This window comes from Haemophilus parainfluenzae (assembly GCF_014931395.1).
Taxonomy (GTDB): Bacteria; Pseudomonadota; Gammaproteobacteria; order Enterobacterales; family Pasteurellaceae; genus Haemophilus_D.
On sequence record NZ_CP063120.1, the window covers coordinates 1163488 to 1187000 of the forward strand.

Below are 23513 nucleotides of genomic sequence, written 5' to 3' on the forward strand. Positions count from 1 at the left end.
GATGAAAAAACTGATTATTGGCGGTGCAGCCATTGCTATCTTAGGTTATTTGGGCGTTGTGGGGTATCTACACCAATTTGATAAAGAGAATGCGACCCAACTTTTAATGGAAAATCGCTATACTGGCGAACAAGAAAAAGTGGCAAAAGCCTTATTTGATAATAGCTGCCAATATTGCCATAGTCCAAACACACCTCTTCCATTTTATTCAAAATTCCCGATTGTGGGTGATGAAATGCAATCGGATATTCAAAGTGGGCTTCGTGCTTTCCGCCTAGATCGTTTACTTGAAGGCTTAAAAGATCCGAGCAAATTATCCCAAGCTGATTTAGCAAAACTACAGCGTGTGCTTGAAAATAATGAAATGCCAATTGCTAAATTCAGACATCTTCACTGGGGAAGTAAACCAGATGAGCAAGAAAAAGTGGCATTGCTTAACTGGATTCGTGAAGCACGTAAAATGTCTTTACCAAAAGAAACACCCAATGTTGATGCCGATCGTTTAGTTCAACCGATTCCAGACAGTATTGCGACTGATGAAGCAAAGGTTGCATTAGGTCATGATCTTTTCTTTGATGGTCGTTTATCAGGCGATGGTTCTATTCAATGTCACACTTGTCACCAATTAGATAAAGGTGGTGTGGATAGACTTGAAACCTCAACAGGGATTGAAGGTAAAAAAGGTCCAATTAACGCACCAACCGTATTTAATGCTGCGTTTAACTTTGTGCAATTCTGAGATGGCCGTGCAGCAGATTTAGCGGATCAAGCTAAAGGTCCTCCAACAAATCCGGTAGAGATGGGGTCGCATTCTTGGGATGACATCGTTGCACGTTTTGAAATGGATGAAGAATTTAAAAAAGAATTCTTAAAAGAATATCCACAAGTGACGAAAGAAACCTTAACTCACGCGATTGGTGAATATGAAAAAACATTAATTACGCCAAATAGTGATTTCGACCGTTATTTAAAAGGGGATAAAACAGCTTTAACCGAGCAACAAGTTCGCGGTTATGAGTTATTCAAACAGCATAAATGCGATACTTGCCATACAGGTGTAGCAATGGGTGGACAATCTTATGAGTACATGGGACTCTACGGCGATTACTTTAAAGATCGTGGTACGCCATTAACTGATGCCGATGAAGGTCGCTTTGCTCAAACGAAAGATCCATTCGATATGCATCGCTTCAAAGTGCCAACTTTACGTAATGTCGTGCTTACTGCACCGTATTTCCATGATGCTTCTGCAAAAGAATTAAAAGATGCGGTTAGTGCAATGTTGAAATACCAAAGTAATGTGAAACAGCCAGCTCAAAAAGATATTGAAGATATCACATCTTTCTTAGAAAGCTTAACAGGTGAATTTAAAGGTGAAAAATTAAAATAATCCTTTAACTGTAAATAGAAACGACCGCAAGTGCGGTCGTTTTTTTGTGCGTTTTAGTTAGATACAAATCATAAATGACTTAGTCAAAAAACAGAAAAGCTAAATTTTAGGCATAAAAAAAAGCCGCTTACGCGACAATCTTCTTTTTATATTTAAAATGGTGCCCGAAGCCAGACTTGAACTGGCACGCCTCGAAAGGCGAGGGATTTTAAATCCCTTGTGTCTACCGATTCCACCACTCGGGCATCGAGTGATTAACTAACTGCGTGGTTATGGAGGCGTGTCCCGGAGTCGAACCGAGCTACATGGATTTGCAATCCAGTGCATAACCGCTTTGCTAACACGCCGTTAGTTTGGAGCGGGAAACGAGGCTCGAACTCGCGACCCCGACCTTGGCAAGGTCGTGCTCTACCAACTGAGCTATTCCCGCATACGCTGTTAGTGCGGTGCATTTTACGGGAATTTGAAATTCTGTCAATCGAAGATCTTAAAAAAAAATTCAAATGTTGAAAAAATCTTCGTTTCGGTTGAAATTACAGCAAAATTTGACACAAGAATATAATTTTAGCTTAGTTTTCAATTTCTACTTTTATCGTGATTGGGTTTGTGACAAAATTGGAGCGTTTTGTTCGCCATTAAATCAAGAAAAGCGCGGTCAAATTTTTGCATGTTTTAGAGGTAAATTATGACACAACAATATTCTATCGATACATTATTAGCCCAAGCGGGAAATCGCAGTGATGAGCGCACTGGTGCGGTTTCTACACCTATTTATCTTTCAACGGCTTATGGCCACCACGGGATTGGTGAAAGTACCGGGTTTGATTATACACGTACGAAAAACCCAACGCGTAGTGTTTTGGAAGATACCGTAGCAAAATTAGAAAATGGAGATCGTGGTTTTGCCTTTTCCTCCGGCATGGCGGCAATTCAAGTGTTAATGAACCTATTTAAAGGCCCTGATGAATGGATTGTGTCAAGTGATGTATATGGTGGGACTTATCGTTTATTGGATTTTGCCTATAAAAATAACAACAGTGTAAAACCCGTTTATGTGAATACAGCTTCTTTAGCTGAAATTGAAGCTGCGATTACAGCGAATACAAAAGCGATTTTTATTGAAACTCCATCTAATCCATTAATGGAAGAGTGTGATGTGGTAGAAATTTCAAAATTAGCGAAAAAACACAACTTGTTAATGATTGTAGACAATACTTTCTTAACTCCTGTACTATCTCGTCCATTAGATTTAGGCGCAGATATTGTCATTCATAGCGGTACAAAATATATTGCGGGTCATAATGATAGCTTAGTGGGCTTGATTATTGCGAAAGGGCAAGAACTTTGTGATCGTATCGCCTATATTCAAAATGGTGCAGGTGCCGTACTTTCGCCGTTTGATTCTTGGTTAACCGTGCGTGGAATGAAAACCCTTTCATTACGTATGAAACGCCATCAAGATAATGCGAAGGCGATTGCAGAATTTTTACGCGAACAGCCACAAATTGATAGCGTGTTATATCCAAACAAAGGCGGAATGCTATCTTTCCGTTTGAAAGATGAAAATTGGGTAAATACGTTCTTAAAATCGATCAAGTTGATTACCTTTGCTGAAAGCTTAGGCGGTACAGAAAGTTTTATTACTTATCCTGCGACCCAAACCCATATGGATATTCCAGAAGCAGAACGCGTCGCTCGTGGTATTACAAACACATTATTGCGTTTTTCTGTTGGCTTAGAAGATGTAGAAGACATCAAAGCCGATTTATTACAGGCATTTGCACAGCTTAAGTAATTAGTTTTTATCAATCGGACTAATCTGTGCAATCCAATATACCTTGTGTTATTATGCACAGCGTTAATTAACGTTAGGTGTTGATTCGTCAGCACCTTATTAAATAAGGAAACAAAAATGAGCGAAGTATTACATATTAATGATGCAGATTTTGAAACTACTGTTGTGCAATCTGATATTCCAGTATTAGTGGATTTCTGGGCGCCATGGTGTGGCCCTTGCAAAATGATTGCGCCAATTTTAGATGAAATCGCACCTGAATTTGCAGGTAAAGCAAAAATCGTTAAAATCAACGTAGATGACAACCAATTAGTGGCAGGTCAATTTGGTGTACGTAGTATCCCAACTTTACTACTTTTCAAAAATGGCCAACTTGTTGCTACACAAGTGGGTGCATTACCAAAAAATCAATTAGCGGCGTTTATTAATCAACACCTATAATTGAGTTATCAAATATAAAGAGCGGTCAAAAATAGCGATGTTTTGACCGCTCTTATTTTTTCTCTCGCCAATAAGTGGCAAAACGAGGTTTTCCAGAATTAGTTAATCCACGATATTTGTAGGTAATCGTGCTGCCAATAGGTGGTGGATTTTCGCGCTCACTCAGATTAAATCCTGAACCAATTTTGAATTTCCCACGATGATTTTCACAGGTGAGCGAGCCGAGTATATTCTTAAATTGTCCTTTCCCTTTGTGATGTGCTATCACGGTGCATTCTTCATCATAAGTGCTTTTTAACTTTAAAATTTGTGTACTGCGTTTTCTTTCGTAAGGCGCATGAGGATTGCGTAACACAATCCCTTCACCTTTTTTCGATTCTACTTCATGCAAATACTCGAATAAATGTGTTTTATCTCGAATTGGAATTTGCGGAATAACCTTGATATAAGGCGTAGGATGATCTTTCAAATAATCTTCTAAGATTTTGAGACGCTCAAAGAGATTGCCTGATGCATTAGGCACATCAAAAACATAAAGTGTTAATTTTGCCCAATTATCACCTTTAAAGGATTTCGTGATAGAAGCAATTTCTTCAAATTGATTACGTTCACTAAAAAGTTCGCCATCAATGGCAAAAGGTGGAAATTGAGCGGTAAAATAGGTCGGCGCAGGCAAGGGCAGCCCTTGACGACTTAATAATGTTTTGCCGTCCCAATAACCTCGTATCCCATCTAATTTTTCAGACATCACCCAACCTTGAACATCTTGGTTTTCATAAGTGCCTAATAGCATTAAATCACGCTCGTTCGCCCAAGTTATTTGGCTGAATAGAAGGTAAAGTAATAAATAAACTACTCGCATAATCTCTCCTTTTTAAATTTATTGAGTTTAAAAAGTGTGGTCATTTTTTGAAGTGTTTTTAACTGGATTTGCGATAGATATCGCAAAATAATGAGAAGTAGGCTGGAAAATAGATAGATAAGAAAGAGCGCTAGATTATTTGAAATGAACGCTATACAATGCCAACGCTATTTCGAATTTTAATTTTTAAGGAGAATAAAATGTATTTTGATCAAATTAAAGCTGAGCTTGTGGAAGCGCAAGATGTATTAAATAAGTTTGTTTCAGATGATAACAACATCAAACTCATTGAAAAAGCAGCTAAATTGTTAGCGGAAAGCTTTAAAAATGGCGGTAAAGTATTATCTTGCGGTAATGGTGGTTCTCACTGTGATGCCATGCACTTTGCAGAAGAACTCACTGGTCGTTATCGTGAAAATCGTCCAGGTTATCCTGCGATTGCAATTTCAGATGTGAGTCATTTAAGCTGTGTAAGTAATGACTTTGGTTATGAATATGTTTTCTCTCGCTTTGTTGAAGCAGTGGGTAAAGAAGGCGACGTTTTATTTGGATTATCGACATCAGGTAATTCTAAAAATATCTTAAATGCGATTGAAGCCGCGAAAGCAAAAGGCATGAAAGTGATTGCGATGACTGGTAAAGATGGCGGTAAAATGGCAGGCTTAGCGGATGTTGAAATTCGTGTGCCACACTTCGGTTATGCAGATCGTATTCAAGAAATCCACATCAAAGTGATTCATATTTTGATGATGCTAGTTGAATTTGAGATGGCGAAAGAGGCCTAATTCACGATAAGTGCGGTTTAAAATTCAATGATTTAAAGATCCCAAAAAGTTTTTTGGGATTTTTTTACAAAAGCACTTGCATAATTAATCATTAAAAAGTAATATTTATTCATTCTTAGAAATCAAGAGAGGATAGCAGTAAACTTAGTATGGCGATTAGTGTTAAAAATTTGAATTTCTTTTATGGTTCATCACAGGCATTGTTTGATATCAATCTTGATGCACAAGAAGGCGATACCGTGGTGTTACTTGGACCAAGTGGTGCAGGAAAAAGTACGTTAATCCGTACATTAAATTTATTAGAAGTGCCGACCTCTGGTGAATTGCATATTGCGAATAATCATTTTGATTTGTCTCAAGCGAATAATAATCCGAAAGCCATTCGTCAACTTCGTCAAGATGTCGGCATGGTATTTCAACAATACAATCTTTGGCCGCATTTAACGGTGATTGAAAACCTAATTGAAGCGCCCCAAAAAGTATTAGGCATTAGCGAAGAAGAAGCGAAAAAAGATGCATTAGAACTTTTAAAACGTTTACGTTTGGAAGAGCATGCCGATCGTTTTCCTCTTCACTTATCAGGCGGTCAGCAACAACGTGTTGCTATTGCTCGAGCATTAATGATGAAACCACAAGTGTTGCTGTTTGATGAACCAACGGCAGCACTGGATCCTGAAATTACAGCTCAAGTTGTTGATATCATTAAAGAGCTTCAACAAACAGGTATTACTCAGGTGATTGTGACCCACGAAGTGAACGTGGCACAAAAAGTGGCGACCAAGGTCGTCTATATGGAACAAGGTAAGATTATTGAAATGGGCAGTGCAGATTGCTTTGATAATCCAAAAACCGAACAATTTAAACAATATCTTTCACACTCAGAATAAGGAAACACAACATGAAAAAATTACTTTTAAGCGCAATGTTAATGGGCTCAGCTTTTGCTGCAAATGCACAAGAAATCACTTTCGCGATGGAGCCGAGCTACCCGCCATTTGAAACAACAAATGAAAAAGGTGAAATTATCGGTTTTGATGTGGATGTAGCGAATGCAATTTGTAAAGAAATCCAAGCGACTTGTCATTTCAAAAGCCAATCTTTTGATGCATTAATTCCAAGCTTGAAAGCAAAACGTTTTGATGCAGCGATTTCTGCAATGGATATTACTGAAGCGCGTGCAAAACAAGTTTCATTTTCTAATGCGTATTATGACAGCACAGCAAGTTATGTCGCTTTAAAAGGCAAAGCAGATTTAGCTTCAGCAAAAACAATTGGTGTTCAAAACGGAACAACATTCCAACAATATACCGCAGCAGAAACCAAGCAATATAATGCAAAATCTTATGCAAGCTTACAAGATGCGATCTTAGACTTAAAAAATGGTCGTATTGATATCATCTTCGGTGATACAGCCGTATTGTCTGATATGATTTCTAAAGAGCCTGAAATTCAATTTGTTGGCGAGAAAGTGACTAACAAAAAATATTTCGGTAATGGTTTAGGTATCGCGGTGAATAAATCAAGCAAAGAATTGCTAGAAAGCTTAAATAAAGGTTTAGAAACCGTGAAAGCAAATGGTGAATACCAAAAAATCTATGACAAATGGATGACAAAATAATCTATGTTTTATGATTATCTTACATTAATTGGACATGCAGCCCTAATGACCTTAGGGCTTGCTATTTGCTCGTTAATTGTCGGTTTATTGCTCAGTATTATTTTTACGGCTTTAGAAGCGAATAAATATGTCTTTATTGCGAAACCAGTTTCTGTTGTGATCGCTTTATTGCGTGGTTTACCGGAAATCTTGGTGGTTCTACTGATTTATTTTGGTTCAACCCAAGTTGTGGAAATGCTGACGGGTGAGTATATCGAATTCAGCGCCTTTGGTTGTGGTGTATTTGCATTGTCTTTGATTTTTGCCTCTTATGCTTCACAAACCTTACGTGGTGCGATCCAAGCTATTCCAAAAGGACAGTGGGAATCAGGTGCAGCATTAGGATTAAGCCGACCTTATACTTTCATTCATTTGATTATGCCGCAAGTATGGCGACACGCTTTACCAGGCTTAAGCAATCAATGGCTCGTGTTATTAAAAGATACGGCATTGGTGTCATTAATTGGTGTTGATGATTTAATGCGCCAGGCAGGATACATTAATACAAATACTCATGAACCTTTTACTTGGTATGGTATTGCTGCGTTGATTTATTTAGTGATTACGTTGATCAGCCAAGCGGGTATTCGCAAATTAGAATTACGTTTCACTCGATTTGAACGGGGAGTCGAATAATGTTTCAAGAGTATTTAGCAGTGATTGCTCAAGGCATTCCGACTAGCCTGTTGCTTACAGTCGTATCTTTGTTTATTGCCTTTTTCTTAGCATTGGGACTAACCTTCTTGCTTTCTATCGGCAATAAATTGGTGAAAAGTGCGGTCAATTTATTCCTTGTTTTATTTACAGGGACCCCGCTTTTAGTGCAATTTTTCTTAATTTATGCAGGCCCTGGCCAATTCCAATGGTTGGTAGACAGTCCATTATGGGGATTATTCTCCAACGCATGGTTCTGTGCAGCATTAGCTTTAGCATTGAATAGTGCCGCTTATTCAACCCAATTATTCCATGGGGCAGTAAAAGCGATCTCTAAAGGTCAATGGGAAAGCTGTGCGGCATTAGGGTTAAGTCGTATGCAGACGTTAAAAATCTTAATTCCTTATGCGTTAAAGCGAGCACTTCCTTCTTATACCAATGAAATTATCTTGGTATTTAAAGGTACAGCGTTGGCTTCGACGATTACGATTATGGATATCATGGGATATGCACGCCAACTTTATGGAACAGAATATGATGCACTGACTATCTATGGTATCGCAGGCGGTATTTACCTCATCATTACTGGTATTGCCACTTTATTACTCCGTCAGTTAGAAAATAAAGTGTTAGCATTTGAACGTATTGATACCGCCAAAGCATAAAGTGCGGTCAAAAATAGAGACAAATCGGGCAGTTTAAAAATTGCCCGATTTTTTATATGATTAAAGAAAATATTTCTATTTATGAGGCAATTATGTCCGAATCATCTTCCCTAAAATTCCACCTCGAACTATTACGTTTAATTCCGAAAAACTATTCCATCAGCTCATTAGAACTGCGAGAAAAATTGCTCGCATTAGGTATTGAGCGTGATTTGCGCAGTATTCAGCGTGCATTGAATACATTATGTGAGCAGTTTGAAATTGATTGCAATACCAATGATAAACCCTATAGCTATCGTTGGAAGCCTGATGCAAAAGGGTTGGATATGCCAATTTTAAATGAACAGCAATCATTAGTGTTGATGCTGGCAAAACAATATTTAACCGGTATTTTACCAACCAATATTATGCAGTCGATGGACGGTTTTTTTAAACAGGCAGAATATAATTTAGCTTATGGCAAAAATCAGAAAAAGGAAGCCTCTGAATGGTTGAATAAAGCGGGGATTGCTCCAACTAGCCAGCCATTATTACCTGCAAAGATTGATCCTGAAGTATTTAATAAAGTAAGTATTGCTCTTTATCATAATAAATACATTAACATGAGCTATCGTAAGAATGATGGAAATATACGTGATGCTCAAGTTAAACCTCTTGCATTAGTGCAACAAGGACCAAGTACTTATTTGGTAGTTCAATATGAGAGTGGGGCGATTAGACATCTTGCATTACATCGATTTATTTCAGTTAATGTCAGTACGATGCAATTTGAACGCCCGAAATTTAGTCTAAAAATGCATATTGAAAGCCAAAACTTTGGTTTCAGTTCGGGTAAGAAAATTCGCCTAACTTTCCGTATTGATAAAGAAACAGGTAGATTTTTGACAGAAACGCCATTATCAACTGATCAAACAGTAAAAGATTATGGCTCTGAATATGAAATTTCAGCGACCGTGATTGAGAGCGCCATGCTGGAGTGGTGGATTGCCCATTTTGGTGAAGATTACCAAGAAATTGACCGCACTTATTTAGACAAAAATACCTAACGACATGAATTGTCGCTTCATCTTTTATCATTAAGCCATCAACATAGAGGGCATTAAAATGAAGAAAATTGTTTATATTGATATGGATAATGTGATGGTTGATTTTCCGTCGGGTATTGCAAAATTAGATGAGAAAACCAAGCAAGAGTATGAAGGTCGATATGATGAGGTTGAGGGCATTTTTAGCTTAATGGAACCCATGCCAAACGCGATTTCTGCCGTCCATAAATTGATGAAGAAATATCATATTTACGCACTTTCTACCGCTCCTTGGCATAATCCATCCGCTTGGAGCGATAAAGTAAAATGGATCCAGCATTATTTCGGCGAAGAAAAAGGCTCAGCATTATACAAGCGGTTAATTTTATCTCACCATAAAAACTTAAACCAAGGCGATTATTTAATTGATGATCGCACTAAAAATGGGGCGGATAAATTCGAAGGTAAACACTTACATTTTGGTACTGAACAATTTGCTAACTGGAACTGCGTACTATCTTATTTGGACTGTGGCCCTTTTACGCCAAGTGATATTTTGCAAGATTGCTTGAAAAAGCCAGCAGCCCTCGTGCAAGTTGAAAATGAGGAGCAAAGCCGAATCATTGGTGCTTTTGCCGATCGTTATAAATGGCAAGTGTTTAATTTGGCATGTGTTTATGCGGATGAAACAGCAACTGAACACAAAACGGTCTATTTAATTATCAGCCCTTATCTCAGTGATGAATTTAAAATGCGTATTGAAGCAATGAGTGCCCATATTCAAGCCGAATATGACGAGTTATTACGCTCAAAATCACAGCTAAAACAATATTTCCAACGCCTTTCAGATAAGCCATTCTTGCACATTGAAAGCTATGCTTATCAACCCCTTTATAAAGCAGGGAATATTTTTGGCATGATGGCTAGAGATAGACAGATTGATGAAATTTTAGAAGAAAAAGGAGCCTGAAAAATGACGGCGAAAAATAAACCAATTTGCGTGGTATTAACTGGGGCAGGAATTAGTGCCGAAAGTGGTATTCCTACTTTTAGAGCGGAAGATGGCTTGTGGGCTGGGCATAAAGTAGAGGAAGTTTGCACACCTGAAGCCTTAAAGAAAAACCGAGCAAAAGTATTAGAGTTTTATAATGAACGACGTCGTAATGCTCAAGCGGCAGAACCTAATGCAGCACATTTGGCTTTGGTTGAATTGGAAGCGTTTTATGAAGTTCATATAATCACTCAAAACGTGGATGATTTACATGAGCGAGCAGGAAGTACTAACGTACTCCATTTACATGGTGAATTGAATAAAGCTCGCAGCAGTTTTAATACCGATTACATTGTTCCATGTTTGGGCGATCAATTATTAGAGGATAAGGATAATCACGGTCATCCAATGCGTCCACATATAGTCTTTTTTGGGGAAAATGTACCCATGTTTCCTAAAGCAGAAAAGTTAGTGAAAAAGGCAGATATTGTGATTGTTATTGGCACTTCATTACAAGTTTATCCTGCTAATGGATTGGTAAATCTCGCTCCATATGGTTCACTTATCTATTTGATCGATCCTAATCCCAATACAGGATTTGTCCGTAAGAAAGTGACTGCAATCAAAGAAAAAGCGGGTGAGGGCGTACCGAAAGTGGTCGCCGAGTTATTGGATAAAATTAAAAAATCATAGAAAATCGACCGCACTTTTTACATAAATAATAAGTTTTGTATCGCTATACTACATAACTGATGAATTAACGGGAAACATATGCACCCAGTAATTGAATTTTATTTAGAACAAAGAAAAAGCCAGCATAATTTATCTTTGCAAGATATGTGGGCAATGCCCAAAAGAATGATTGGTGATGCTTATTTATATATTCCTTGGCTTTTACCTGTCACTGAAAGTTCCAAATGGAATCGTTCAGTACCAGTTTTTAATGAAGAAGATCTGGCTATTTTTATTGGAGATGAAGCAATTCAAAATAAATATTTACATTCTATTGATTTTATTTTGGATTATTTCAGTTTATACCGTGAATGCAATCAAATTTTCCCTAAATCAGAATTAACGGAGCGAAAAGTTTGGCTACGGAATATTGGGCATGAAAGTAAGAAAATTTCTCGCATCATTCGTAGTTTAAATTATTGCGGCCATCCAGAACTAGCCAAAAGTTTACAACAACTGGCGATAAAACTAGGTCAAGAAAAAGGTGTAATTCAAGAAGAAACCATAGGGATTTGGACGAATCTACTTAAATAATGAGGATAGAATAATGGTAACAGATGAATTTAGAAAAATAGCGGTATCTTTTGCTGGGGGCGATGGTGGAAATCCTAAGTCTGAAGTATGGTTTTGCGGGCTAGAATGGGGAATTGGTGATGAAGCTTCTCCTGATGATTTTTATGAGAAATTTAGTTTAAGCCCGAAATTAATACCGCATTCTTGGATAGAGGATGATTTTGATGGTAGTTGGACTACTCAATATAATCGGAAAATATGTTGGTTTTTGTGGTACTACTACAATTTAGATTGGAAAAATGGAGAAAGTACGGACCATTTTGTTAGAACATACAATGTGCTTTACCCACAAGGTATTGGTTTCAAGTTAAATATGTTACCAATCAATTTTAAAAATAGAGCATCGATTAAATGGAATGAACAATTTATTAAGATGACTGGATTTGAAACATTCGATGAATATAGAGAGTGGTGCGTTCAAAATCGCGGTGCTTTTTATCGTCAACTTATAGATGAATGTAATCCTAAAGTTATTATTTGCACAGGAGTCACTGAAAAAGATAACTTCTTTAAGTTTTTTACTGGAGAAGCTTTATATGAAACTAAAGCATTGGAAGAATTTAATATCTTCTATCGCAAGTATAATGATACTTTAATTTGTGTTTGCCCATTTTTTGGTGGCCCAAGTGGTATTAATTCTTACGATAAAATGGAAGCATTAGTGGAGTCAGTAAAAGAATTATGTAAATAATTTTTTTTTAAGTTTAACGTTGATAGATAAATAGCGACTTTGGTCGCTATTTATCTTTCTTAAGTATGTGCATATCTTGGTAAACTACTGAGAAATCCTCGGTAGTTAAATAGTCATCAAGCTTAGCTTTATTAAAAATATTTTTAAAGTGTAGGCAGATATTATCTGAACCAGTCCTAAAAATAACCGCTTGTAATATTCACTAACGACACGCATTGTCGCTCTCCTCCCTATAATTTTTCCATAAAAGAGAGTTTTTTACCTCTTACAACACGCTTAAGCCCTTTTTATAGAAACAACACAGGAGAAAACTTATGGCAATGAAAGTCACTTTTAAACGAGATCCGCTTTTTGAGGATGTAAAAAAATTCGTGCAACAAGAAAAATTTACATCTGGTTCACGGATTCAACGCAAATTTAGTTTAGGCTTTAATCGAGCTGCGAGAATTGTAGAACAACTAGAAGAAGCAGGCGTTATTTCATCAATGAAAAATGGACAGAGAAAAGTATTATGAAAAATGACTTAAATTATGCAGTGGAACTTATCCATAAGGCTGATGGCATTTTAATTACTGCTGGTGCAGGAATGAGTGTGGATTCAGGTTTGCCGGATTTTAGAAGTGTCGGCGGGTTTTGGAATGCTTACCCAATGTTTAAAGGGCAAAATATCAATTTCCAAGATATTGCGACGCCATTGGCTTATGAAACCCATCAAGAGTTAGCTTATTGGTTTTATGGGCATCGTTTATTGCAATATCGCGCAACAATCCCGCATGAGGGCTACCAAATTTTAAAACGTTGGGCAGAAAGCAAACCGCATGGTTATTTTGTTTTTACAAGTAATGTAGATGGGCATTTTCAGAAGGCGGGGTTTGAAGAAGGGCGCATTTATGAAGTGCATGGCACACTAGAGCGTTTGCAGTGTGCGCATAATTGCCGCGATTTAAGTTGGTCAGCAAAAGAATTTCAACCTGTGGTGGATAACGAAAAGTTGCGCTTATTGAGTGAGCCGCCTCGTTGCCCTTATTGTCAGCGTTTGGCAAGACAAAATGTGCTTATGTTTGACGATTATTTTTACAGCAGTAATTATCAAAATTTAAAACGAAATAAGCTCGATTTATGGCTAAAAGAAGTGCAAAATCTCGTCGTCATCGAACTGGGGGCAGGGAAAGCCATTCCAACTGTGCGTCGATTTTCTGAGCGTACGGCGAAAGCAAAAAAGGGCGGACTTATCCGTATTAACCCGCAAGATGCAGGCGTGCCGAAAATGCACTTTTTAAGTCTAGAAATGAAGGCGTTAGATGCGCTAAAAGCGATTGATAACCTTCTAAATCCTTCTCAACAAGCGGTTGAATAATGGAAAATTTTTGTGAAATTACCTTCTGCCAACAAATTGGCAGCAACAAGCGACACAATCAAGATGCCCTTTTTAATGGCGAGGCGGTGTTTCAATATAAACTCAAAACGGCTGAAAAACGCCTTGAAAACCGACCGCACTTTATTGTGGGCGTGGCAGACGGTATTTCCAATAGTAACCGACCTGAAAAAGCGAGCAAGTTGGCTATGCAGTTATTAAGCCAAATGGAAAGTATAAGTCGTCAAACGATCTACGATTTACAATCCAGTTTATCAGCAGAATTAGCGGAGGATTATTTTGGCGCAGCAACCACTTTTGTGGCGGCTGAAATTGATCAAATGACCCGTAAAGCCAAAATTCTCAGCGTAGGCGATAGCCGTGCTTATTTAATTGACGCTCAAGGAAAATGGCAACAAATCACACAAGATCATTCAATTCTTTCTGAATTGTTAGCTGATTTCCCCGATAAAAAAGAAGAAGATTTTGCCACGATTTATGGCGGTGTTTCTTCTTGTTTAGTCGCGGATTATTCTGAATTCCAAGATAAAATTTTTTATCAAGAAATTGAAATTCAGCAAGGGGAAAGTTTATTACTGTGTTCTGATGGATTAACAGATGGGCTTTCTGCTGAAGTAAGAGAAAAGATTTGGAAACAATATGATAATGATAAATCTAGATTGACGGTATATCGTAAATTAATTGAGAAACAAAGGTTTTATGATGATTTGTCGGTTATAATCTGTACGTTTTGATTTATGTTTAAAAATATTCTAAGGAACCTTAATTATTATGAGTGAAGAAAAAGCAAAAATACTCAAGATTGATGATGTATTCAAATTAAATTTGAGTATTCCAGATTATCAAAGACCATACAAATGGACTGTGAAAAATGTTCAGCAACTTATAGATGATTTGCTTACGCATTTCCGTGATAGCAAAGTTTATCGAATTGGTACAATTGTTTTATATAAAAATGGTGGCAAGTATGAAATAGTTGATGGGCAACAGAGACTTACTACATTATCGTTAGTGCTTCATAAATTAGGTAGGAAAGATATTTTATTTTTGAAGGAAGAATTAAGTCATAGTATTAGTAAATTTAATATTATAGAGAATTATAAATTTATTAATGGCTATAAATTTCCTTTAGGATTTGAGGAGTACATCTTAAAAATATGCGAAATGGTTCGTATTGAACTTGATGATTTAGATGAGGCTTTTCAGTTTTTTGATTCACAAAATGCAAGAGGAAAACCTCTTCAATCATATGATCTCTTAAAGGCATACCATTTAAGAGAGATGAGAAACAAGCCAGACCAAATTATTCATCAGTGTGTTGAATGCTGGGAAAGAGCAGCAATGTCTGATGATATTAATAATTTAAATAAAATTATTAACTTTATTCTATTTAGATTGCGCCGTTGGCATTATCAAGAACATGCTGAAGTATTTTCGGCTAATGAATTGGATACATTTAAAGGTGTTAGTGAAAATGTTGAATACCCTTATTTGAATGGTGTTTTAGCTACAAATGCGATACAAAAAATGTCTGCAGAGAATCCTTTCTTATATCGTTCAATATCTCCATTTCAAGCTAATCAAAGATTAGTTAATGGAAAGTATTTTTTTGATTATATTCAACATTATTCTGTTATCTATGAGCAGTTATTTAGAAAAGAGACTGGTTTTCTAGAACGGTTTAATGAAATTAATGGTATTGATTTGGAAACTGGTTTAATAAGCTTTTTAAATAATTATGAACATAGTGATCGAGTTGGTGATAAATTCCTTAGAAATTTATTTGAATGTACACTTTTATTCTATTTTGATAAGTTTGGAGATAATAATTTTTCTGAGTTTATGACAAAAGCTTTTCTTTGGGTTTATCGTCTTCGTTTTGAATATCAACGTATTAGTTTTAAAACAATAGAAGATGCGGCCCACGATAGTAATGGATTTCTATCTTACATTGAAAAATCTATTACACCAGTACAAGTTCTGCGATTTATTCCAAAATTAGATGGAGTTAGATTTGATAATGTAGATAGAAAAATAAAAGAAATTTTTGGAGTTAGAGATGAGAAAAAATAATAATTATGTAAAACCGTTAAAGATAAATGAACTCTTAGATAACGATAAATATATTATTCCTATTTATCAACGTAATTATGCATGGGAAGATAAAGAGATTAGCCTTCTTATTCAAGATCTTGGTAATGCTTGCCAAAAATCTAAAGAAAATTATTATATTGGTAGTTTAGTCGTCTATAAAAGAGAAAATGGAGATTTTGAGGTTATAGATGGTCAGCAGCGATTAACTACTCTAACGTTGATTATGTACTATTTGTGCAAGAATTATTTACACGAGACTAATTTCGCTAGAAATGTATACTTCGAGCATAGAAAGGATTCTGATTTGGCTTTGGAATATTTAGAATCAGATAATATTCCTTTTATATTTAAAAATGCTTTAAAATTAATTAAAAAACATTGGGAAATAGCAGTAAAAGCTACTGAGCGAAAAGAAAGAGACTTAGCCTATTTTCTGCTTGAAAAAGTTGAAATTATTAGAACAGAAGTACCTAAGGATACAGATCTCAATCATTATTTTGAGATTATGAATATACGAGGAGAGCAATTGGAGAAACATGAAATTCTTAAAGCTCGTTTATTGGAGATTTTACCTGAAGGAATCCAACGTTCTGTTTTTGCCCAGATTTGGGATGCCTGTTCTGACATGAGTCGGTATGCTTTAATTGGAATAGAATCAGGTCTTAGAAGTAATATTTTTGGTAAAGATTGGCAGGGCATTCCGAAATTATTTAACGACATTATTCAAGATTATAAGATTAATGTTGAAAATACTAATAAAAAGGTAAAGGTTCAACAAGATGCAGATAGTACAGGAGGCCAATTATCGATTCTTGATTTAATTGATAAATCTAACGAGCAAATCGTTCAACCTATACAAAATAACGAATTTTCTGAAGGTAGCTTTAACTCTGTTATTGACTTTCCTAACTTCTTGATGCATGTATTAAGAATTTATTTAGAACTGCGTTGTGATGACAGTAGATTTAAAGATGTTTCTTTAGATGAAAGAGAACTATTAAATTCATTTGGTAAAGACTGGAGCAAAGAAAATGTTATTGACTTTATTGATACATTGTTATCTTGCAGATATTTATTTGATAAATATGTTATTAAATCAAGCACATTACGTTCAGAAGATGAGCATTGGTCTTTATGGAAGATTGTAAAAGGAAGTTCAAATAATTATTACTATAAAAATACTTTTGGTGGTGATAATAATGAATCGAATGACACTGAAAGTAATGAGCAAACAAAAACTGCAATAATGTTACTTTCAATGTTTCATGTTTCTAATCCATCTCGTATTTATAAAAACTGGCTATATGCAGTGCTACGAGCATTATATACGCATAGGGAGAAAATTAGATTTAATAGTTATATAAGATTTTTAGAGAAATTATGCGATAACTTCTATTTTGGTAATAATTGCCAAGAAAAAGATATTACCGATATTATCTTAGGAGAAGAGAAAATTAATTTTTATTCAAATAATAAAAAATGGAATGATGGAGTTCTGGTTCCTAACTTTGTATTTAATCGATTAGATTACCAACTATGGAAAAAGTATAAAGAAAAGTACCCTAAGTTTCGATTTACTTTTAGAAGTTCTGTTGAGCATCATTATCCCCAACATCCATCTGAAGAATATGGATTAGAGAGATTAGAGAAAAAGATTCTAGATAATTTTGGAAACTTATATTTGCTATCTCAAAGTAAAAATTCTCGTTTAAGCAATTTAACACCTGAAGCTAAATGTAGTTATTATAAGAATAAAAATTATGATAGCCTAAAACAGGCTTTAATGATGGAAAAAACAAAAGAGCTTAATAATTGGAAAAACGAGGAGATATTAAAGCATGGAGAAGAAATGCTCGAAATTCTAAATCAACCTTTATCCAAAACTGATTCTTAACGACACCTTTTGTCGCACCCCTCATTAAAATACTCCTTACCAACCCAGTAAGGAGTATTTTTTATGTCCGAATATAAATTAAATCCACCAACAGTGTCTTCTTATACTGAAAATATGATGCTTAAAGTTTTATTTGAGCATAAAGGTTTTTCTGAAGTGTTTCGGGAGAGTAGCTGGCGAAGTGATGAAATTGCCAGTGCGTTTGGACTGCCTGAAGAATTAGAGAATGATAAAAATCTACGCACGGTTGCTCGTCGGCTTTTAAAAGCGCGGTATAAAACACTCCAAAAATCCACCGCACTTTTACCGGAGTTATGGAAACAGGCGTATGAAAATTTGGTAACGTTGGCAGAATTTTTGCAACTGAATCCCGTTGAACAGGAACTTCTCCGCTTTGCCATGCATTTACGCAGTGAAGGAGCTATGCGAGATTTGTTTGGCTACTTGCCGAAATCGGATTTGCAAAGAACGGCTGCGATCATGGCGGATTTACTGAAGCAGCCGAAAAATCAGATTCTATCCGCCTTAAAGAAAGGCAGTAAACTCGATGCTTATGGTCTGATTGATCGCGATTATCGCCCCGATAGTGTGCATGATTATTTAGATTGGGGCGAAACCTTAGATTTTGATGAATTTGTGACACAACCATTAAACGAAAACGTCCTATTAAAATCTTGTACGGAAGTCGCTCAAGTGCCAAGTTTGGAACTGGATGATTTTGCCCATATTGCCGGCATGAAAGAGATGATGTTGACCTATTTACAACAGGCAATAAAACATCATCGGAAAGGCGTGAATCTTTTAATTTATGGCGTGCCCGGCACCGGTAAAACCGAATTTGCCGGGTTGCTTGCACAGGCATTAGGGATTTCGGCGTATAACATTACTTATATGGATTCTGACGGAGATGTTGTGAAGGCAGAGCAACGCCTGAACTATAGTCGTCTTGCTCAAACGCTATTGAACGGGAAGCAGGCGCTTTTAATTTTTGATGAAATTGAAGATGTGTTTAACGGCTCGTTTATGGAGCGTTCTGTTGCACAAAAAAATAAAGCGTGGACAAATCAGTTGTTGGAAAACAATAACGTGCCGATGATTTGGTTATCCAATTTTGTAAACAGTATAGATGCGGCTTTTTTGCGTCGTTTTGATTTTGTATTTGAAATGCCGGATTTGCCGTTGAAAAATAAATCGGCGTTAATTTCGCAGTTGGCAGGCGGTAAATTAACGGCGGAATATGTGCAACATTTTGCCAAAGTGCGGTCACTTTCGCCGGCGATTTTAACGCGCGTGTTCAATGTGGCAAATGCGGTTGATAACGGCAAAAAAGCTTTTCCTGAGGTCTTGCTTACGCTCTTTAATGAAGCCTTACAGGCACAAGGCAAAAAGAAAATTGAGCCGTTGGTGGAAAGTAAACTGAGTTATCAGCTTGAGTGGGTTTCCTGCAATGAAAATATTCATAAAATCACCGAAGGATTAATGCGAACCAAAAAAGGCAGAATTTGTTGTTATGGTCCGCCGGGCACAGGGAAAACCGCTTGGGCAGGTTGGCTTGCCGAGCAGTTAGATATGCCGTTGTTGCTTTGCAAAGGGTCTGATTTGCTCGATCCTTATGTAGGTGGAACGGAACGAAATATTGCTGAGGCATTTGAATCAGCAAAGCGTGATAATTGTTTGTTAGTGCTGGACGAAGTGGATACCTTCTTATTTTCTCGAGAAGGGGCAAACCGAAGCTGGGAGCGTTCACAAGTGAATGAAATGTTGACACAGATTGAACGCTTTGAGGGCTTAATGGTGGTATCGACAAATTTAATTGAGGTACTCGATCCTGCAGCCTTACGCCGTTTTGATTTAAAATTGAAGTTTGATTATTTAACACTGAAACAACGTTTAGATTTTGCTAAACAACAGGCTGAAATTTTAGGATTGCCGTTGTTATCGGAAGAGGATTTAGTTCAGATTGAATCGCTTAATCTGCTGACACCTGGAGATTTTGCTGCAGTGGCTCGTCGTCATCAATTTTCTCCTTTTCAAAAGGTGCAAGATTGGCTGAGCGCATTACAAGGTGAATGTGAAGTGAAACCAGCGTTTTCTGCAACGACAAGGCGGATAGGGTTCTGATTAAAGCGCGGTCAAAATTCTCATTGTTTTTTGACCGCACTTTTTATTCTCCAGTTAGCCAACTTGCCAATAAGATAACGATAGTAAAAATAGCCAACCAAATAAGGTGAAGTTTAGTGCTTTTTCGATTAATTTCGGCATTTTTTTGGCGTCTTTGTTCGAGTTTTTGTTTGTAAATTTCAAGATCTTCTTTTTTAAAAGAGAACCCACAATTTGGACAAAATTGAGCAGATTCGCTGATTTTTTTACGACATTCAGGGCAGCGGGTGAGAGCCATTGATGATCCTTTATTAATTATTTTAATTTATATGCCTATTGTAAGTGAAAAAAACGGAATGATAAACGTGACATGGATCACAAAATTGAAACAATGTAAAAATTAAAATTTTGATTTTGATGATTTTCACTTAGAATACCGCCGACGAAGTCTAGTATATGACTAAATTTCGGTATTCATTTATTCCTGAGGAGTATTTTTTATGTTGTGGTTTTTCTTCTGCGTGGCGTTATTGCTAGCAGGTTATTTCATTTATAGTCGTGTAATTGAGCGCATTTTTGTGATCAATCCAAACCGTCAAACGCCAGCTTATACCATGAATGATGGCGTTGACTATATGCCAATGTCTAAAACTAAGATTTGGTTAATTCAATTATTAAACATTGCTGGTACAGGTCCAATCTTTGGTCCGATTCTTGGTGCGTTATACGGACCAGTTGCAATGCTTTGGATTGTAGTGGGTTGTATCTTTGCTGGTGCGGTACACGATTATTTCTGCGGAATGTTAAGTGTGCGTAATGGCGGTGCATCTATGCCTAACCTAGCAGGTAAATACTTAGGTCGTCCAGTTAAAGCATTTATTAACATCCTAGCAGTTGTACTTTTATTATTAGTGGGTGTGGTATTCGTTGCAAGTCCAGCTCAATTAATGGGTACGATTACAATGGATGTGTTCGGTGCCGCATCAGGTAGCATTTCTATTAGCAATGCGGAAGAAATCCATCAAGTAGCTGAAGCAGGTGGTATTACAGTTTGGGGTATGGATAAAGCGACAGTTATCAGTGTTTGGACTGGTATCATCTTCATTTACTATATTCTTGCGACATTACTTCCAGTTGATAAAATCATCGGTCGTATCTACCCATTCTTCGGTGCATTATTACTCTTTATGTCTGTAGGTATGGTATATGGTTTAGTAAGTGCAGATCTTAGCTCAGCAGATCCAATTTCTTTCTATCGTTCTGTGGACGGTATGTCTTTTGAGAAATTCTTCCAAAACTTTGAAACTCGTGCAGATTTACCATTATGGCCACTCTTGTTCTTAACTATCTCTTGTGGTGCATTATCTGGTTTCCACGCAACACAAAGCCCGCTAATGGCGCGTTGTACTGAAAACGAAAAAGAAGGGCGTTTCATTTTCTACGGTGCCATGATCGGTGAAGGTGTGATTGCATTAGTATGGTGTGCAGTTGGTTTAAGTTTCTATGATTCTTTACCAGATTTGTTAGCTGCGATTAAAGCGGGTTCGCCTTCTAAAGTGGTTTATGATTCTTCAATCCACTTCTTAGGTCTTGTTGGTGGTATTTTTGCAGTATTAGGTGTGGTTGTTCTTCCAATTACATCAGGCGATACGGCATTCCGTGCAGCACGCCTTGTTATTGCAGAATTTTTCCATTTAGAACAAAAAACCTTAGCTAAACGTTTAATTATTGCTGTGCCATTATTCGTGGTTGGTTATATCGTATCAAAAGTGGATTTCTCTATCTTATGGCGTTACTTCACTTGGGCGAACCAAACTACTGCGATGGTTATGTTATGGACTGCAGCAGCGTACTTATACCGTTATAATAAATTCCACTGGGTATGTACAATCCCTGCGGCATTTATCAGTACTGTATGTTTTACTTATCTTGCATACAACAAAATCGGTTTCGGTTTAGACTATCAATTATCTGTTTATATCGGCTTAGGCTTAACAGTTCTTTGTTTAGTTTTATTCTTCACACAGCTTAAACCATTAGGTGATCGTGACGAAGAAGCGTATGTAAATAACTAATTAAATTGAGTTAAAAATTGAAAAACCGTTTGAGGGAAACCTTAAACGGTTTTTTTGTTTATTTATTGCCAAAATTTACCAATCTTTACGTTTTAATTGCTTGCAAGTTAAGGCTACAACCGATAAACTTACGCAAAGTGGTGAAAAGTGGAATTTTGTGGAAAATTCTGCCAAATTTTTACAAAAATAGACGTTTAAAGGTAGAGAAATGTTTCGTGGTGCAGCAGCGGTAAATTTAGATGCGAAGGGTCGTGTAGCGATCCCTACTCGTTATCGTGCTGAAATCATGGAAAAGAACCAAGGCCAAATGGTTTGTACCGTTGATATTCGTCAGCCTTGTTTATTACTTTATCCTTTAGATGAATGGGAAAAAATCGAACAAAAACTACTTTCACTTTCCAACTTTGACCCAAATCAACGACGCTTACAACGTGTAATGCTCGGTTATGCCACAGAATGTGAAATGGATGCGCAAGGTCGTATCTTATTAAGTGGTCCATTACGTCAACACGCAAAATTAGAAAAAGGCTTAATGTTGGTAGGGCAGTTGAATAAATTTGAAATTTGGAGTGATACCGAATGGTATGCACAAATTGATGAAGATATCGAAATTGGCTCAAGTGCTGAATTCGGAGCTTCTGAAGAACTAAAAATGCTGTCATTATAGAACAGCAGCACTAGCAGGATAAGCGGTGCTTGCGCCGCTCTATCTTCTCTTTATCGATTTTGATTTAACGTTTACTTATGACTATGCAAAATTCCTTTTCTGCACCTGAACATATCACGGTTTTGCTTCACGAAGCGGTGAATGGTTTGGCGTTGAAAGAAAATGGAATTTATATCGATGGTACCTTTGGTCGTGGTGGTCATTCTCGTCTAATTCTCTCCCAACTTTCTGAAAATGGTCGTTTAATTGCGGTTGATCGTGATCCGCGTGCGATTGCTGAAGCCGAAAAAATTCAAGACCCTCGTTTTCATATTGAACATAATAGCTTTTCTCACATCCCAGACATCTGTCAAAAACTCGATTTAGTTGGTAAAATTGACGGCATTTTGCTGGATTTAGGGGTGTCATCTCCACAGCTTGATGAAGCTGAGCGTGGTTTCAGTTTTATGAAAGATGGTCCGTTAGATATGCGCATGGATACCACACAAGGTTTATCAGCAGCAGAGTGGCTAAAACAAGTATCCGTTGATGATTTAACTTGGGTGTTAAAAACCTTCGGCGAAGAGCGTTTTGCAAAACGAATTGCCACTGCCATCGTAGAATTTAATAAAAGTGCGGTCAAAAATGGCACAGAATGTTTAAGTCGTACTTCTCAACTCGCTGAGTTAATTGCTCAAGCTGTGCCATTTAAAGATAAACATAAGCATCCAGCAACTCGTAGCTTCCAAGCAATTCGAATTTATATTAATGCGGAATTAGATGAGTTAGAAAGTGTATTAAATTCTGCATTAGATATGTTGGCCCCTGAAGGACGTTTATCGATTATCAGTTTCCATTCACTTGAAGACAGAATGGTAAAACATTTCATGCGTAAGCAAAGCAAAGGCGAGGATATTCCAAGAGGCTTACCATTACGTGAAGATCAAATTCAACGTAATCAAAAATTAAAAATCATTGGTAAAGCTATTCAGCCGAGTGAGGCAGAAATTTCGGCAAATCCACGCTCAAGAAGTGCGGTTTTACGTATTGCGGAAAGGGTGAAATAAG

General features: G+C 36.9%; 23 protein-coding genes, 3 tRNA genes and 1 pseudogene. 22 read left to right on the forward strand and 5 right to left on the reverse strand.

Translation table 11 applies throughout. From position 1 onward, the window contains the following. The first annotated feature begins 1 nt into the window (after position 1). Positions 2–1390: pseudogene (locus INP94_RS05765) on the forward strand (cytochrome-c peroxidase). A 158-nt stretch (positions 1391–1548) separates the two neighbouring features. On the opposite strand, the gene INP94_RS05770 reads toward INP94_RS05765, so the two are convergent. The 3 genes from INP94_RS05770 to INP94_RS05780 form a co-directional block, all read right to left on the reverse strand. Beyond that, positions 1549–1635 (reverse strand) — tRNA-Leu (locus INP94_RS05770). 28 nt (positions 1636–1663) lie between these two features. Then, positions 1664–1737, reverse strand: a tRNA-Cys gene (locus INP94_RS05775). Positions 1738–1744: 7 nt separating this feature from the next. Next, positions 1745–1820, reverse strand: a tRNA-Gly gene (locus tag INP94_RS05780). 255 nt (positions 1821–2075) lie between these two features. Between INP94_RS05780 and INP94_RS05785 the strand changes: the two genes are divergently transcribed. Together INP94_RS05785 and trxA are read left to right on the forward strand one after the other, a co-directional pair. Further along, positions 2076–3185: a methionine biosynthesis PLP-dependent protein gene (locus tag INP94_RS05785; protein WP_111326697.1), complete on the forward strand. Its 1110-nt coding sequence runs from the start codon at positions 2076–2078 to the stop codon at positions 3183–3185. 117 nt (positions 3186–3302) lie between these two features. Continuing rightward, on the forward strand, positions 3303–3626 hold the full coding sequence (gene trxA, locus INP94_RS05790; RefSeq protein ID WP_005696559.1) for a thioredoxin: 324 nt from the start codon (positions 3303–3305) through the stop codon (positions 3624–3626). A 52-nt stretch (positions 3627–3678) separates the two neighbouring features. Here trxA and INP94_RS05795 read toward each other — a convergent pair whose 3' ends face one another. Continuing rightward, positions 3679–4488 (reverse strand): DNA ligase, encoded by an 810-nt coding sequence (locus INP94_RS05795; protein ID WP_197542979.1) that lies wholly within the window; start codon positions 4486–4488, stop codon positions 3679–3681. A gap of 200 nt (positions 4489–4688) precedes the next feature. Here INP94_RS05795 and lpcA point away from each other — a divergent pair, with 200 nt between their 5' ends. The 16 genes from lpcA to INP94_RS05875 all read left to right on the forward strand — a co-directional run bounded on the left by lpcA (position 4689) and on the right by INP94_RS05875 (position 19745). After that, complete coding sequence (gene lpcA / locus INP94_RS05800; protein WP_014065007.1) at positions 4689–5273, forward strand: D-sedoheptulose 7-phosphate isomerase; 585 nt, start codon at positions 4689–4691, stop codon at positions 5271–5273. A 149-nt stretch (positions 5274–5422) separates the two neighbouring features. Further along, on the forward strand, positions 5423–6160 hold the full coding sequence (gene artP / locus INP94_RS05805; RefSeq protein ID WP_049370083.1) for an arginine ABC transporter ATP-binding protein ArtP: 738 nt from the start codon (positions 5423–5425) through the stop codon (positions 6158–6160). A gap of 11 nt (positions 6161–6171) precedes the next feature. After that, the gene (locus INP94_RS05810; protein ID WP_049370084.1) at positions 6172–6891 is read left to right on the forward strand and encodes an arginine ABC transporter substrate-binding protein; all 720 of its coding nucleotides are present in this window, start codon (positions 6172–6174) and stop codon (positions 6889–6891) included. Positions 6892–6894: 3 nt separating this feature from the next. Then, on the forward strand, positions 6895–7566 hold the full coding sequence (gene artQ, locus INP94_RS05815; RefSeq protein ID WP_049370085.1) for an arginine ABC transporter permease ArtQ: 672 nt from the start codon (positions 6895–6897) through the stop codon (positions 7564–7566). Then, entirely contained in the window at positions 7566–8249 is a 684-nt protein-coding gene (artM, locus tag INP94_RS05820; RefSeq protein ID WP_054418188.1) for an arginine ABC transporter permease ArtM, read from the forward strand. Before artQ ends, artM begins: the two co-directional genes overlap by 1 nt. An 89-nt stretch (positions 8250–8338) precedes the next feature. Continuing rightward, positions 8339–9295 carry a helix-turn-helix transcriptional regulator gene (locus INP94_RS05825; protein WP_196332328.1) on the forward strand — a complete coding sequence of 319 codons (957 nt, stop codon included), beginning with the start codon at positions 8339–8341 and terminating at the stop codon, positions 9293–9295. 58 nt (positions 9296–9353) lie between these two features. Next, positions 9354–10244, forward strand: a complete 891-nt coding sequence (locus tag INP94_RS05830) for a 5' nucleotidase, NT5C type (RefSeq protein ID WP_054418185.1) — start codon at positions 9354–9356, stop codon at positions 10242–10244. A 3-nt stretch (positions 10245–10247) separates the two neighbouring features. Further along, entirely contained in the window at positions 10248–10958 is a 711-nt protein-coding gene (locus INP94_RS05835) for an SIR2 family NAD-dependent protein deacylase (protein WP_054418183.1), read from the forward strand. Positions 10959–11036: 78 nt separating this feature from the next. Continuing rightward, complete coding sequence (locus INP94_RS05840; RefSeq protein ID WP_054418180.1) at positions 11037–11531, forward strand: opioid growth factor receptor-related protein; 495 nt, start codon at positions 11037–11039, stop codon at positions 11529–11531. A 13-nt stretch (positions 11532–11544) separates the two neighbouring features. Further along, complete coding sequence (locus INP94_RS05845) at positions 11545–12261, forward strand: hypothetical protein (protein ID WP_054418178.1); 717 nt, start codon at positions 11545–11547, stop codon at positions 12259–12261. A 314-nt stretch (positions 12262–12575) separates the two neighbouring features. After that, positions 12576–12776, forward strand: coding sequence for a DNA translocase FtsK (locus INP94_RS05850; RefSeq protein ID WP_049370092.1), 201 nt, complete (start codon positions 12576–12578; stop codon positions 12774–12776). After that, a complete protein-coding gene (locus INP94_RS05855) occupies positions 12773–13618 on the forward strand; it encodes an SIR2 family NAD-dependent protein deacylase (RefSeq protein ID WP_197542980.1) in 846 nt (281 codons plus the stop codon). The genes INP94_RS05850 and INP94_RS05855 overlap by 4 nt, the downstream gene beginning before the upstream one ends. After that, complete coding sequence (locus tag INP94_RS05860) at positions 13618–14370, forward strand: PP2C family protein-serine/threonine phosphatase (RefSeq protein ID WP_197542981.1); 753 nt, start codon at positions 13618–13620, stop codon at positions 14368–14370. Before INP94_RS05855 ends, INP94_RS05860 begins: the two co-directional genes overlap by 1 nt. A 37-nt stretch (positions 14371–14407) precedes the next feature. Then, complete coding sequence (locus tag INP94_RS05865; RefSeq protein WP_197542982.1) at positions 14408–15709, forward strand: DUF262 domain-containing protein; 1302 nt, start codon at positions 14408–14410, stop codon at positions 15707–15709. Continuing rightward, the gene (locus tag INP94_RS05870; protein WP_197542983.1) at positions 15696–17624 is read left to right on the forward strand and encodes a DUF262 domain-containing protein; all 1929 of its coding nucleotides are present in this window, start codon (positions 15696–15698) and stop codon (positions 17622–17624) included. The genes INP94_RS05865 and INP94_RS05870 overlap by 14 nt, the downstream gene beginning before the upstream one ends. Positions 17625–17687: 63 nt before the next feature. Then, positions 17688–19745: an AAA family ATPase gene (locus tag INP94_RS05875; RefSeq protein WP_197542984.1), complete on the forward strand. Its 2058-nt coding sequence runs from the start codon at positions 17688–17690 to the stop codon at positions 19743–19745. Positions 19746–19788: 43 nt separating this feature from the next. Here INP94_RS05875 and INP94_RS05880 read toward each other — a convergent pair whose 3' ends face one another. Beyond that, positions 19789–20022 (reverse strand): zinc ribbon domain-containing protein, encoded by a 234-nt coding sequence (locus tag INP94_RS05880; protein WP_054418169.1) that lies wholly within the window; start codon positions 20020–20022, stop codon positions 19789–19791. 202 nt (positions 20023–20224) lie between these two features. Here INP94_RS05880 and INP94_RS05885 point away from each other — a divergent pair, with 202 nt between their 5' ends. From INP94_RS05885 to rsmH, 3 genes are all read left to right on the forward strand, one after another. After that, entirely contained in the window at positions 20225–21799 is a 1575-nt protein-coding gene (locus INP94_RS05885; protein ID WP_054418168.1) for a carbon starvation CstA family protein, read from the forward strand. Between the two features lie 208 nt (positions 21800–22007). Then, positions 22008–22466, forward strand: coding sequence for a division/cell wall cluster transcriptional repressor MraZ (mraZ, locus tag INP94_RS05890; RefSeq protein ID WP_005696540.1), 459 nt, complete (start codon positions 22008–22010; stop codon positions 22464–22466). A 77-nt stretch (positions 22467–22543) separates the two neighbouring features. Continuing rightward, positions 22544–23512, forward strand: a complete 969-nt coding sequence (gene rsmH / locus INP94_RS05895; RefSeq protein ID WP_049375242.1) for a 16S rRNA (cytosine(1402)-N(4))-methyltransferase RsmH — start codon at positions 22544–22546, stop codon at positions 23510–23512. Position 23513: the final 1 nt, after the last annotated feature.

Bases quoted from the DNA above. Each gene is read 5' to 3' on its own strand.
- INP94_RS05870 (WP_197542983.1), top strand. From the start codon at position 15,696: ATGAGAAAAAATAATAATTATGTAAAACCGTTAAAGATAAATGAACTC.
- INP94_RS05810 (WP_049370084.1), top strand. From the start codon at position 6,172: ATGAAAAAATTACTTTTAAGCGCAATGTTAATGGGCTCAGCTTTTGCT.
- INP94_RS05785 (WP_111326697.1), top strand. From the start codon at position 2,076: ATGACACAACAATATTCTATCGATACATTATTAGCCCAAGCGGGAAAT.
- trxA (WP_005696559.1), top strand. From the start codon at position 3,303: ATGAGCGAAGTATTACATATTAATGATGCAGATTTTGAAACTACTGTT.
- lpcA (WP_014065007.1), top strand. From the start codon at position 4,689: ATGTATTTTGATCAAATTAAAGCTGAGCTTGTGGAAGCGCAAGATGTA.
- artQ (WP_049370085.1), top strand. From the start codon at position 6,895: ATGTTTTATGATTATCTTACATTAATTGGACATGCAGCCCTAATGACC.
- rsmH (WP_049375242.1), top strand. From the start codon at position 22,544: ATGACTATGCAAAATTCCTTTTCTGCACCTGAACATATCACGGTTTTG.
- artM (WP_054418188.1), top strand. From the start codon at position 7,566: ATGTTTCAAGAGTATTTAGCAGTGATTGCTCAAGGCATTCCGACTAGC.
- INP94_RS05880 (WP_054418169.1), bottom strand. From the start codon at position 20,022: ATGGCTCTCACCCGCTGCCCTGAATGTCGTAAAAAAATCAGCGAATCT.
- INP94_RS05860 (WP_197542981.1), top strand. From the start codon at position 13,618: ATGGAAAATTTTTGTGAAATTACCTTCTGCCAACAAATTGGCAGCAAC.
- INP94_RS05835 (WP_054418183.1), top strand. From the start codon at position 10,248: ATGACGGCGAAAAATAAACCAATTTGCGTGGTATTAACTGGGGCAGGA.
- INP94_RS05865 (WP_197542982.1), top strand. From the start codon at position 14,408: ATGAGTGAAGAAAAAGCAAAAATACTCAAGATTGATGATGTATTCAAA.
- INP94_RS05840 (WP_054418180.1), top strand. From the start codon at position 11,037: ATGCACCCAGTAATTGAATTTTATTTAGAACAAAGAAAAAGCCAGCAT.
- INP94_RS05885 (WP_054418168.1), top strand. From the start codon at position 20,225: ATGTTGTGGTTTTTCTTCTGCGTGGCGTTATTGCTAGCAGGTTATTTC.
- INP94_RS05875 (WP_197542984.1), top strand. From the start codon at position 17,688: ATGTCCGAATATAAATTAAATCCACCAACAGTGTCTTCTTATACTGAA.
- INP94_RS05795 (WP_197542979.1), bottom strand. From the start codon at position 4,488: ATGCGAGTAGTTTATTTATTACTTTACCTTCTATTCAGCCAAATAACT.
- mraZ (WP_005696540.1), top strand. From the start codon at position 22,008: ATGTTTCGTGGTGCAGCAGCGGTAAATTTAGATGCGAAGGGTCGTGTA.
- INP94_RS05845 (WP_054418178.1), top strand. From the start codon at position 11,545: ATGGTAACAGATGAATTTAGAAAAATAGCGGTATCTTTTGCTGGGGGC.
- INP94_RS05855 (WP_197542980.1), top strand. From the start codon at position 12,773: ATGAAAAATGACTTAAATTATGCAGTGGAACTTATCCATAAGGCTGAT.
- artP (WP_049370083.1), top strand. From the start codon at position 5,423: ATGGCGATTAGTGTTAAAAATTTGAATTTCTTTTATGGTTCATCACAG.
- INP94_RS05850 (WP_049370092.1), top strand. From the start codon at position 12,576: ATGGCAATGAAAGTCACTTTTAAACGAGATCCGCTTTTTGAGGATGTA.
- INP94_RS05830 (WP_054418185.1), top strand. From the start codon at position 9,354: ATGAAGAAAATTGTTTATATTGATATGGATAATGTGATGGTTGATTTT.